Here is a 12,473-nt window from a genome sequence, read left to right as displayed (position 1 = left end):
GAATGCATGGTGTTTTTGCTCATGGGGGGAGCGTATCTAAGGAGCAGGATCAAGCAAGCAGGAAAGTGGGATCAAGAGACGATCGTCTCATTTTTCCTGTGTCAATACTGTTCCGGTGAATACTTACACGGAAGATGCCAATGATCCGGAGGCGTGGAGTATCCGTCTGGAGTTCGGCGCTGTGCTGCATCGACGCCCGACTCATGATGTCTACGTGTATGACCCCGCAAGTGCAGATGCTACGGATCGCGGTTTTCGCAGTTGCAAGGTTCAAAGTCTGGAACCCGGCGACAAGCTCTTTGTGATGACTGCAGAACTGCGTGAGCTAGTAGAGGTTGTCCTGAAGGAAGCAGGCATCCCTATTGAGCACGACAAGACATTCGAGGGGGCCCTGCGCGACTATCATCAGAGCATTCTGAAAGCTCTGAAAACCAAATTTCCGGGCACCAAGCTTGCCGACCAAGTGCGGCAGCTTCGAGCCTCTATCCTGGAGGTCAACGAAAAGCTCGCCAAAGATTTTCCGGCCGAGCAGTCCGTGCGGCACTGGGTCAATCTCGGCGACTCGCCAGATACGCCGTTCGATGCGCTTCGCCCTCAAGCCCCAATGAAGGAAGCACACTTCGCTGCCTTCGCAGATGCTCTGGGATTTTCTAAGCTCGAGGCCGCCTACTACTGGCGTCGCGTCATCATGCCTGTGCGCAATGCACGCCGGCTCGACGGTCGACATGTGTCCGACCTATACACCCATATGCTGCTGCAGCCGGAATCCGTAATGGTCCATTCCGGCATCAAGCGCGAAACCATCAAGATGCTGTTCAACAAAGCCCGGGAAAACATCGTGACCGTTGAATCCATATGCCCACCCGTTGGAGAGACCACCAATGCCTAACCCAATTGTTCGCAACGACCCGCAAACGCTGCACTCGACACTGAAAGAAGCTGTGGTCGACGCGTTGCTGACGATGGTTCATTCCGAGGTAAGTGGCGCTGGCCGGCACGGCAAGTACCTCTATGGCGCGCGTCCTCGATTGCTGCTCAACTCTGGTTTTGTCCTCCCTCAAAAGAACATCGAAGGCGCAGATGAAGTGACTTCACCCATCTGGATTTCTTCACACGGCCTCAATTTCCAGGTTCAGACCGGCGTGGAAGGTACCATTTCCATCCTGCCGAAGTTTGCTGCTTACGTCCGTGTGCTGCCGAACGAGCAAGACCTGGCGCGACCCGGCTGCCGCGCAGTGTTCCGCCTCCAGAAGGAAGTAACCAAGAGCATCAAGGAGACCATCAAGAAGCGTTTGGATGATGCCTGGGAGAAGGAGAAAGACAGTTACCCATCGAAGGCCAAACATCCCGGATGGCGAACTATTCGGGAAGACATTCGCAAAGCCGTGTATGCCCAACGAGGCATCCCAGAAAATCTTCTGCGGCTCGATACCGGCGAAGCTACCGAAGGTAACAGCATCGAAGATACGCCGCCCGCAGAAGGAGTGGTCGTTCCAGCCGAAGGTGCAGTTCCGCTCAATGACGACCTTTTCGAGCCAATGGTTCCACCGCACAAGTGGCTTCGGCTAGAAATAAACCTCCCGCCCCTCGTCTTTTCGCCGAACGAACCGCTTGTTCGCTGCCAAGAGCTGGCGAACACCCATGCGGCTCTGATGAACAAGTTGATTGCCGACCAGCTTGGGGTGTGGGCGAAAAGCACTGACCCAGAGACGGGCGGCGCATTCTGGGCCTATCGCAGCGACCTGACATTCAGGCCGAGTCAGTACAAGAAGTGGTCTGAGGTTCTTGAGCTTGCCCGAAAGAGTTCCAACACCATCCCGCTGCCGACCATTGAGCTAGGCTGGAACATTGAGCTTGTCTCGGACTGGCTCAACCCAAGCTGCAAGAATGTATTCATCGCGCTCGAAAACAAGAGCAAAGAGCCACGCGCCAAGGTCGATGAGACCGATCCGGCCATTTTCCAAGTAAATCTGGACGTTACTCTGCCTAAGCTACTACACCGCAACCTGCAGCTTGAACGGGTAACACCTTCCTACAGGTTTAACGCCTATCTGCGCTACCCGGCGATGGGCCATAACGGTGGCGTAGAACAGGTAAAGCCGACTGTGGGCGATATCGTCCATATGCGTACCACGTGGGCGCCACGCTACGTTCAACCGCGTATTGTCCCGACGGGCGGCAACAAGGTGGAACGGTGCGTGCGTGAACTTAGCAAGCCAGAAGGCCTCAAACGCCTCGCTCCTATTGTTGAGGAAATGCAGGCCTGGCTAGATGGATTGCCCGGCCGAATTGATACGGCCGAGGGTATCGACCCGAAAAATGTGGATGCCATTGCGGCGGAAAAACAGAAATTTCAAGAAGACCTTCTGCGCTGGAAAGACGAGAAAAACGCGATTGAGGCGGGGATCGCTATCCTCCAAGAGTCTGCAGCTGTTTGGTCAGCACGCGGCTCGCAGAAGGACCCAAGAGCCGTCGTCTTCGAAGCATGGCTTGCGATGAACGAGGCCATGGCCAACTTCATGAAGCAGCGATTTAAGACCGATACTGGGCAATGGCGCCTCTTCCAGCTCGCATTTATCGTAGCAAACATACCGGCGCTGGCTTCCCGGATGCCGGAGTTCAAAGGTCACTATGTCGCCAACCGCGATGACACGGTGACGCTCCTGTACTTCGCAACCGGTGGCGGCAAATCGGAAGCTTTCTTTGGCCTCTTGGTGTTCAACCTTCTGTTCGACCGGCTACGCGGAAAGCACACGGGCGTGACCGCCATGCTGCGCTATCCCCTTCGACTCCTGACCATTCAGCAAGCACAGCGCTGTGCCAAGGTGCTTGCGCAGGCGGAGCTTGTGCGTCGCCAGTACAACTATGGTGGTGACCCACTTTCCATCGGCTTCTGGGTGGGAAGTGGTGGCTCACCAAACCGCCACAGTGAAAAAGGTGTCGCCGCCATCCCGAACATTGAAGATGCGCCGGCAGATGAGGCAACTGAAAATGTGTTGCACGATAACGACTCCAAATATCTCATTGCCTGGCGTGCCTGGAACAAGATTCCGTCTTGCCCATTCTGCGGCAGCAAAACGGCATTGCGACTTTTTCCCGCGCACGGTGGAACGATTGCTCATGTCTGCTCGAATAAGGATTGCGCCGCCAATCATGATGGCTGGCAACCGCTACCGTTCTATATCTGCGACGAGGACATTTACGACTATGCGCCGTCCGTGCTGCTGGGCACAGTCGATAAGCTGGCGCTCATAGGCCATGCAGAAGGCACCATCCGCCGAATCTATGGAATGCTCGGTGGCGCTCCGTGGCGTGACAAGGAGACCAAGCGCCTTCGCATTCCGAAGAGCGAAGAGCTTAAAGACGGCCCAGACTCCAAGGGATGCATCCCCCTCTTCCCGGCGTACCCGCATGGCTTGAAGCTCTTCCTGGACCCTTTCCCCAGTCTGATTATTCAGGATGAGGCACACCTCCTCGACGAATCTCTGGGTACGTTTGCTGGGTTATTTGAGTCCACGCTCGATGCTGTGTTCACCCATATCTCTCGCTCCCTGACGGGCATTGTCGCCCTGACGCCGGGCGGACAGCGTCGCCGGGCAAAAGTCATCGCCGCTTCAGCGACCGTCGCTGAACCTCAGCGTCAGCTCGAGCACCTCTATCAACGCGAAGTGCCTGCAATGCAGTTTCCCCATCCAGGGCCGTCGCTCTATGAGTCGTTCTACGCCTCACCTCAGGAGCCGGACGCAGCAGAAGCCGAGCGTTGTCAGCTACCTGACCCAGAGCAACGTGCTCGGCAGGCGCGTGTCTACTGTGCCTACATGACTAATGGGAAGCCACATACTGCAACTAGCGTGGCGATTCTGTCGACCTTCCACCTCTGTATCAGCCGGTTGTTCGATGACTTGGTTAACGGAGACGATGCCCGCCGGGTTTCTGCGCGCGATTATTTGGTCGAGTGCGTAAGCAGTGGCTCGCTTAAGACGCTGCACCAGCAGACTCTACGCGATGCGAGCTTCGATGACCTGATGACGGTTATCGATCTCCATCGAATTGCCCTGACCTACGTGACGAACAAGAAAGGGGGCGACCAAATTATGGCCGCCGAGTTGGAGGAGACTCGCAAGCGGCACATGAACAGCAACGTCCCCCTTGAGGGTTTGGACACAAAGCTGATTACTGGCTCTGTCGAGCAGGGGGAGGTTCAGGCTGTTGTGGCACGCGCCCAAGAGCGTGATGAGCCAGGCCATGAATTTTCACCGCTCTCCAAGGTACTACGCTCGGTTATAGCTACCTCGGCCATCTCGCACGGTGTCGACGTCGAAGAGTTCAACTCGATGTTCTTTGCGGGCATGCCTTCTGACATAGCAGAGTACATTCAAGCCTCATCGCGCGTTGGCCGGACACACATCGGTTTTGTCGTACTGGTTCCGACGCCTCAGCGTCGTCGTGACCGCTACATTGTCGAGGTCTTCGACATTTTCCACCGATTCCTTGAACGGATGGTGCAGCCAGCGGCCATCGACCGCTGGGCTGAGAAAGCCATCGAGCGCGTCTTCCCAAGTCTTTTCCAGGCGTATCTGCTCGGGGTGCTGCCCACTCGCAAAGTTATCGAACTTCCGGACGACGAGAAGAAGGATGCTCCAAGTTACGGATTTATTCCGAACATCACCTCGGAGTACAAGGACCGCCGTGCAGCATTCTCAAACGAAATCAACACGTTTATTGAGCTCGCGGTGGGCTTGCGTGCCGGCTACATGCCTCCGGGAACGGAGCACTACAAGCAGAAGATTGATGAAATGACGACTGACCTTCTCAAATTCTGGACGAGCAGCGCCATGCACGGCAGCGGCCCCCTGAAGAGCTATTTCGATGGTCAGAAAGACAATATGAAGCGCCCAATGACGTCACTACGCGACGTCGACCAAGGCGGTCTGATTGCCATGTCCCCTCGCGACGCGAAGGGCAAACGCCAACAAGCTGCAGAAGTTTTGAAAGCCATGAACCTTATCCGCCACGGCGTTGCTGAATCTGAGTGAGACCAACCATGCCACATCCCTTTCTTGCTGACGACGAACGCAAACAACCCGCAACGCCGGTAATGAGCCGGTCACGCAACCAACTCGCAACGGCGTACGCCCCGGGCTCGTTTTTCACTTTTGAAGGCGGACTGGGCTCCTGCATTGCGCTACCCGACCAGGCTGACGTCGTCGATGAGGCACCGATTGACGAGCCGACCAAGGAGCAAATCCTATTGCGCCTGCGTGAGGTTTGGCAAAGCTGGTTCTCTCGAGCGCACGCCATTAGTACCGCCAACCGCCCGATTTCGCCGCAGCAATGCGTGGATGAAATGCTCCTGAAGGACGACAATCTCGCCTTCCTGGGCTCATCGAATATCGCCTTCGTCAATCCGTCAAAGATAGGTTATGCACCGGCGCCGCTAACCTTTGTCTGCAATACCTGCAAGCAGTTCCGCACATACGATTCCGTAGCAAAGCTTGCCGAAGACTTTGACCACCTTTCCCGCAAGCATTGCCCAAACCCGAAAGCGAAGGGCAAATGCCAGTGGCGGCAGCTCGACGTGATTTTCGTGCACTGGTCCGGTGAATGGCAGCCGGCCATGCCGGGCATGTGGGAATGGTCGGATAAGGAAAACAAAGCCTGGCTCGCGGGAGAGGCTTGTTCTCATTGCGGAAAAAAGAACTTCCTCCTCAACACTGAATCACCGCGCATCGGGGAATGGTCTTTCCAGTGTGTCGAATGCGGCCACCAGGAGCGGGCCACGTGGCTCCAGAACGACCCCTTCACGACAGAGGTATTCCGAGAGACGGCGGGCAAGCGAGTTGGTGAGCGCCGCATGGAGCCCATTTCGTACCGAGCATCATCTGCATTCTACGCCCAGTCCGAACAGTTCGTGGTCTTCTCGCAGAAGGACCAAGGCCTGCTAGCGCTCCTTGCCGAAGGGCATGAAGCGGAACTCGCAAGCTTCATCGCCAGCCAATATGGCTTTGGCGGCAGCCTGCCGACGGAGGTGGAGATGAAGGACATCCTCCTGCGCGGTGGCCATGCAAGCGAATGGGAAAGTTACGAGACCCACGCCAAGATGAGGGGCCTCCTCGAAGGCATGGGGGATCATACTACTGCGCAAAAGATGGCCGACGAGCAGCAGAAGCTCATCAAACGCTGGCAAGAGGGCGAACAACCCTTAATCCCAGTTAAGAGCGAACTGCCGCAAGTGCTTCACGAAATGATGGCTTCCCGTTTCGAATTCTCCAGTCGCTACGACCCGTTTGTGCTGTCCGTGGAGCACGAAGCACTGACGCGTAGCAAACTAAGTCGGACCGCCGTGCGTGGCGAACGCGCTCCCTTTGTTCGTTTCCACCATTTGGACAACGACCTGGCACCTAAGGACGAGCACGATAAGATAGCGCAGGAACAGGAGACCCGCCGGCTGATGGGAATGCTTGGTATGAACGAACTGGGTCTGATCCGGGAGTTCGACCTCTGCAAGTTCACCCATGGCTATACCCGTGTCAACGCTACCCCAGTGATGGAAAAGCGCGGCCAGGATGTTCCTGTTCGGCTGAAGCTCTTTGAGTCGCTGCGCAACGGTAAGCGTCCCATCTATGTGGTAACCCAATCGAACGAAGCTATTTACGTGCAGTTGAAACCGGAGCTTGTCTACGAGTGGCTCCAAAAGGTCGGGGTGGTAGACCTCCCCGCATGGAACCCTGCCGACAAGATTTCACTCGGTGGTGCCTTGATTCAGACCGCCGAGCCATTTGGGCGCTACTTCTCTTCATTGCACCCCGGGGAGGCAAGCACCTACCGCTACCTCTACACCCTGCTGCACAGCTATGCCCATCTATTCACGAAGACGGTAGCTGAACTCTCGGGTCTGGATGTGGGCTCACTTGGTGAATACCTGTTTCCGGCCGACCTTGCGTTCGTGGTCTATCGCAACGGCACCACAATGGACTTGGGTAATCTTTCATCGCTGTGGCGTAACGAGCACAACCAATTCCTCTATCAACTACTTGATCCTACGTCGCATCGTTGCAACTCCGGCAGTTTATGCGACTTCCACGGCGGCGCGTGCCCAGACTGCATCATGGTACCGGAGACGACATGTATCGCCCAGAATCAACTGCTTTCTCGTGCCGTGCTTCGGGGTGGGCTCGCGCCACGTGAAGACCTAACGCATAAGGCCCAGCGGATTCCTGGTTTCTTTGAGGTAACCAATGGCGGTTCGACTTACTGAGTACACGGATTTTCTGGTGGCCTTGGCTCCACATAGTCGAGTCGGTGCACCAATCTGTGCAGCGGTTGCCGACGGACGCCTGGGGGGAACGGTAAATCTGAGGAATGTGTGCACGATGTCGGGGCTCTCCCAATCCAACTGCGCGGAAGTGGAAGCCTTTCTTGTCTCGGCGCAGCGCGTCGGCTTGATCGAACGCAGTTCCGGTCTGACTTGGTCGCTGCATGAGCCGAAACGACTTGCTGAGCTCGCCTCAATGTTATTTGCCGTCGAGATCTATCGTTCGGAAGTACATACCGCGAACGACGAGGTTGATGTGGTGCTAACCAAGCCAGCCGGCTCCAGCCGGGTGGCTCAGGCACTAGATAACACTCTTCGGGGTGACTGGGGCCTTATCAATACTAGAGACCTATTGCCGATGATGGCGGAGCAGGCCACCCAGCGTTTTGCCATCATGACCCCGTTTGTTGATGATACCGGTGCTGACATCATCGCCAGCCTTTTCGCCAATACACGCCCAGATGTGAGGCGTGAGCTGATTATTCGATGTGGCTCCGACAGCGGCCTGCCTGTAGGCTTGGAAAAAGTCGCCGAACAACTAAACGCCTTGGGTGTTCGTTGTTACAACTTCAGACTAGGCCGTGCCGATACGGCTGGCTATGAAACATTCCACGCCAAGGTGGTGTTGGTTGACGCCCAGGCAGCTTATGTTGGGTCGGCGAACATGAATAGATGGTCATTCGAATATTCACTGGAGCTGGGCTTGCGAGTTACCGGCAAGTCTGGAAGCAGAATTGCCGAAATCATTGATGCTGTAATTCATGTATCTACCTCAGTAGATCTGCGCGGACTCTCTATATCAGACCGTTGATCTTTTTAGCGGATGGGTGCCCGGGTTTAAGCATTCAACTGATGTGTTACCGACGCTCGCCATGGTGCAGGCTGTCGCAGTGAGATTGTGGATTACACAGTGCTAGCGCACAGTTTAACCAAAATACAGATTACGCTTGGTTGCGCGGAAAGACCGGATCACGACGATTTGCTCGCCTGTCAGTCACCCGTAATGCCCTGATAATCTTCGGTTTAGAACATGCACATTGACCAAAATCACTACTCTTACGGCGTCACCTTGATCTGATAACGGGTATTTCTACCGCCCCCAGGCATTTTTTCAAGGCAGTCTTTTTCTAACAAGTCGGCCAGATGGCGGGTTGCGGTGGCTTTACTGACCTTGGCCACCTTCTGATATTGGCTGGCGCTGATACCCTGCAAAAAACCGCTCTCGCCGCCGTCCAGCATCCTGTTCAACACCTTGATTTGCTCGGCACTCAGTGGTTCGCTGCCGTGTTGCTGCCAGAAACGGCTCTTGGCCAAGGTGCGGGTGATCGCTTGTTGGGCCTGCTCCAACGTGGCATTGAGCGTATCCAGAAACCAGATCAGCCAGGCCGTGATATCCAGTCCGCCTTTCTGGGTTTGTTCCAGAGCACGGTAGTAATCGGCTCGCTGTTCGAGGATCGCCACCGACATGGCATACAGGCGGATGCTCTGGCTGTCGGCCTGAGAGAGCGCCAGATCGGTGAGGGCACGGGTGATACGACCATTACCATCATCAAAGGGGTGAAGGGTGACAAACCACAGGTGGCAGATGGCGGCGCGCAGCAGTGGATCCTGGCTGGGGTCGTTCAGGCTGGCATTGAACCAGTCGATAAAGCAGGCGAGTGCCTGCTCAAGACCCTGGCGTGGCGGGGCCTCGAAATGCACTGTGGGCCGATCCAGTCGCCCGGATACCACCTGCATCGGCTCTTCACCGCGTAGCTGGCTCACCCGCACACGCTGTAATGTCCAGTCGTCGGCAGGAAACAGCCAGTGATGCCATTGCAACAGGCGCTCCAGCGTTAGCGGCTGATGTCGATTGTCGATGGCATCGAGCATCATGGCAGCCAAGCCTTCGGAGCGATCCGAGATGGGGTAGGGCTGTTCTTCGGATACGCCGAGGCGACGGGCCAGCGATGAGCGTACCGATTGGGCATTGAGCCGTTCATCTTCAATGGCCGATGAGGCGAGGATATTCGCCAGCAGGGTATCGAGCGCCTGGGCTTGCTGCGTTTGCGTAGAGCCGTGAACGGAATGGGTGCCGAGGAGGATCCCGAGATTGCGTTGCGCCGTGCGCAGCCGTGGCTGTAGCGGTTCATCTTGCCAGCAAAAGTGTGGCCAGCCCTCATGCTGCCAGATCCAATCTTCAGTCATCTGCTTGCCCATCCCCTTATTGTTACAGGTCACGTCACCGATGAGCCGAATCGAATGCATATTCAGCTCGATATGTGAGCCGAATCTGATGCGTATTTGGCTCACATAGTGAGCCGATAATAACGGGGATTCGGCTCACGACACAACCTGTATCACATAAGCGGTATCACACAAGAGTTGGCTGGGAGGGCACGCGTTGTTCGTAGGAGGCGGAGGTCATTGCAGGGGAGGGGGGCGTACTTTGCTATCTGTTGTCAGATGAAGCAGCGGAGCAGAGGTATGAGGATTATTAATCCAGTGCTCGGTGAGCAACCTTGCCAGAGATTGACCAGAGACGCATAACAAAAAGGCCTCGCATTGAAAGCGAAGCCTTGTGGGGTGTGCTATCCAGAGCTGTGGTATGGAAACTGTCATGGGGATTTTCAATCCCCTGCTCTACCGACTGAGCTATCTGGGCAACGGCGCGCATTAAACTGTCAGGTGAAAACCATCTCCATACAACCAGTGCTGTCGACTTGCTGGGGAAGTATGCCTGCTTTGAAGATCAGGATGTATTTCGCTTGTTGGCGCTGTTGCTTGACAAATTGCTGCGGGGAGGGGGTAGTCGTCAGGCCAAGCTGGATGGACTCACACCAAGCGTGATGGAGCAGCGGGCGTTAGCTGCCCGCTCCCCGAATACTGGTTCGGTGGTGCGTGGTAGCTGGCGGCGCAAGTCTCGCAATCAGCTGGGCCATGCCAGCCGGCTGGATGTGGTAGAAGCCGCCCTCTGGTGCTTCTGGCATGGTGACGATTTGGCAAGCGGCGAAGTGCTACTCGGTGTGCTGTTAGGCAGTGATGAGCGAGTGCGGCTTGTTTATGGTCTGCTGGTGGGTGCTTTCTACATGGGGGAGCCTTTCAGGCTTGAGTGATGTTGTTTGAATTCTTCAGCAAGTGATTTAAATATAACAGGAAAATGAACTTCTGCAGTTTATGTCTACGAACTTCTGCATGTGATGTTTCAAATATGAAACAGCTGGACGGGTCTGGCTTGGCTCTATTACGGCAAAAACGGATGAAATCCTGTCGGTTAAGTTGCTCAGTCGAAGAGTGTTACTATCTGTAGCAATGCCCCTCAAATTTCACCACGTCCCAATTGTGTACCACTCTCATCAGCGTTAGAACCATAAATCTTTATAAATCAGGCCATTAAAAAAGACATATTGCAAAACGTGAAATAAATCCAATACCGCTGCCAGATAGAGCCAGCCTTCATGGGTTCGGATATAAGTGATGTCCGTTACCCAGACCTTATTTGGCTCAGTCACATCGAACTGGCGTTCAAGATGGTTCGGTGCAACCACCGTTGGCCGGCCACCATAATGACCGGGACGGCGGCGATAACCGGTTTGTGAACGTAAACCTTCATGACGCATTAATCGCGCCACCCGGTGTTTCCCACAGGTCTCGCCCATCTCTCGCAGGTCATCCCGGATCTTGCGATAACCATAGATTCCCCCGCTTGCTAGCCAACATTGCTTGAGCTGGCCCAGGAGGCGTTGGTCTTCAAGTGCTCGGGCAGATAAAGGCTGGTGCTGCCAAGCGTAATAACCGCTCGGGTGGGCATTCATCATCCGACACAGTCGGCGGATGGGATGTGTGGACGCGTGCTCCCGGATGAAGGCGTACCTTACCCTGACAGCTTGGCAAAGTACGCGGCGGCCTTTTTTAAGATATCTCGCTCATCGGTGACGCGGCGCAGTTCAGCCTTGAGGCGCCGAATCTCGGCTTGCTGGCTGGAGTCATGCTGTTGCTGCACTTCGGGCTGGCTGTAGCGTTTGATCCAGGCGTAAAGACTGTGGCTGGAAACACCAAGTCGCTCTGCGACCTCTGCCACTGGGTAATGGCGCTCAGTCACCTGCTTGACGGCGGCCAGTTTGAATTCTTCCGTGTAACGTTGCTGCTTGCTCATAACACCTCCTGAATGACCTCAGTTTGAGGCTCTTGAGGTGTCTAGGAAAGTAGGGGCGATTCAGGTGGTGATGGGGCGTGGCTTGGGTTTTCAAAAGCGGCCGGGAGACAGCCTGGAAAAAGCGGCCATCGAGAAGGTGTTTACCCTGCAGGATCAGGGATTGGTCTCCCAGTTGGGTGAACTGCTGTCGCGCATTCCCATCGAGGTGATGGCGGTGTGCGATCGGATTATCTCGCTGGCACGCACTACGCTAGGGCCGCTCAGCGACAGCATCTATATCGGGCTTACCGATCACTGCCACTTTGCCATCGAGCGGATGCGCAGCGGGGCGGTGATCCGCAATGCGCTGCTGTGGGAGGTCCGCAACCTCTACCCGCGTGAGTTTGCGTTGGGGCAGCAGGCGCTGGCCCTGATCAGCGAACGGCTGGGGGTGATCCTGTCAGAGGATGAGGCGGGCTTTATCGCCCTGCATCTGGTCAATGCCCAGCTCGGTGGCGAGATGCCCGAGGTGATGCATATTACCAAGGTGCTGCAGGACATTTTGCACATCGTCAAATATGACCTGCGCATCGAGTATCAGGAGCAGGGGCTGAGCTATAGCCGCTTTGTTACTCATCTCAAGTTCTTTGCCCAGCGCATGCTGTCGCGCAATGTGGTGGTGGATGACGACCCCGAGTTGCCGCAAACCATCCAGGCCAGCTATCCCAAGGCCTGGCAGTGTGCCGAAAAGATTGACCGGTTTCTGGCTGCCCAATATCAACGGGCACTCAGCCAGGCCGAAATCATGTTTCTCGCCATTCATATCGAACGGGTGAGAAAAGAGAGCGAGGGCGCCGTCCGGGTATAAACCGGCCGTCCAACGGGTTAATAACAAGGGCGATTCGCCCGCAGGATTGTGATACCAATCGGATTAAACATTAGGTCAGTTTTATCCAATCTCGGCTACAAAGTGACATCACCCGCTCCACATCGGCAATAAAGTGCTTCCAGGCCGATGTGCAGGCATCAAGGATGTCGTCGTAA

The 12,473-nt window shown here is 55.6% G+C and carries 7 protein-coding genes and 1 pseudogene; 6 read left to right on the top strand and 2 right to left on the bottom strand.

Annotation, left to right across the window (positions count from 1 at the left end; all coding sequences use genetic code 11):
* Nucleotides 1-115: 115 nt before the first annotated feature.
* The 4 genes from HKD46_RS20280 (at nt 116) to HKD46_RS20265 (ending at nt 8,126) form a co-directional block, all read left to right on the top strand.
* The gene (locus HKD46_RS20280) at nt 116-889 is read left to right on the top strand and encodes a hypothetical protein (protein WP_171865894.1); all 774 of its coding nucleotides are present in this window, start codon (nt 116-118) and stop codon (nt 887-889) included.
* Nucleotides 882-5,036, top strand: coding sequence for a DEAD/DEAH box helicase (locus HKD46_RS20275; protein WP_104452864.1), 4,155 nt, complete (start codon nt 882-884; stop codon nt 5,034-5,036). Before HKD46_RS20280 ends, HKD46_RS20275 begins: the two co-directional genes overlap by 8 nt.
* A gap of 8 nt (nt 5,037-5,044) precedes the next feature.
* Nucleotides 5,045-7,258, top strand: coding sequence for a hypothetical protein (locus tag HKD46_RS20270; protein WP_104452865.1), 2,214 nt, complete (start codon nt 5,045-5,047; stop codon nt 7,256-7,258).
* 115 nt (nt 7,259-7,373) lie between these two features.
* Nucleotides 7,374-8,126 (top strand): phospholipase D-like domain-containing protein, encoded by a 753-nt coding sequence (locus HKD46_RS20265; RefSeq protein ID WP_158656283.1) that lies wholly within the window; start codon nt 7,374-7,376, stop codon nt 8,124-8,126.
* 245 nt (nt 8,127-8,371) lie between these two features.
* On the opposite strand, the gene HKD46_RS20260 is transcribed toward HKD46_RS20265, so the two are convergent.
* Nucleotides 8,372-9,607, bottom strand: coding sequence for a Fic family protein (locus HKD46_RS20260; protein ID WP_311699999.1), 1,236 nt, complete (start codon nt 9,605-9,607; stop codon nt 8,372-8,374).
* Between the two features lie 458 nt (nt 9,608-10,065).
* Between HKD46_RS20260 and HKD46_RS20255 the strand changes: the two genes are divergently transcribed.
* Nucleotides 10,066-10,410 carry an ADP-ribosylglycohydrolase gene (locus HKD46_RS20255; protein WP_235673898.1) on the top strand — a complete coding sequence of 115 codons (345 nt, stop codon included), beginning with the start codon at nt 10,066-10,068 and terminating at the stop codon, nt 10,408-10,410.
* 303 nt (nt 10,411-10,713) lie between these two features.
* On the opposite strand, the pseudogene HKD46_RS20250 reads toward HKD46_RS20255, so the two are convergent.
* Nucleotides 10,714-11,450: pseudogene (locus HKD46_RS20250) on the bottom strand (IS3 family transposase); the annotation flags it as partial.
* Nucleotides 11,451-11,487: 37 nt separating this feature from the next.
* Here HKD46_RS20250 and licT point away from each other — a divergent pair.
* The gene (gene licT, locus HKD46_RS20245; RefSeq protein ID WP_214003021.1) at nt 11,488-12,297 is read left to right on the top strand and encodes a BglG family transcription antiterminator LicT; all 810 of its coding nucleotides are present in this window, start codon (nt 11,488-11,490) and stop codon (nt 12,295-12,297) included.
* Nucleotides 12,298-12,473: the final 176 nt, after the last annotated feature.

This window comes from Aeromonas sp. TW 6 (assembly GCF_013168745.1).
GTDB lineage: Bacteria > Pseudomonadota > Gammaproteobacteria > Enterobacterales > Aeromonadaceae > Aeromonas > Aeromonas caviae.
The sequence above is the reverse complement of the archived record's forward strand: the minus strand, read 5'-3'. Positions and strand labels throughout refer to the sequence as shown.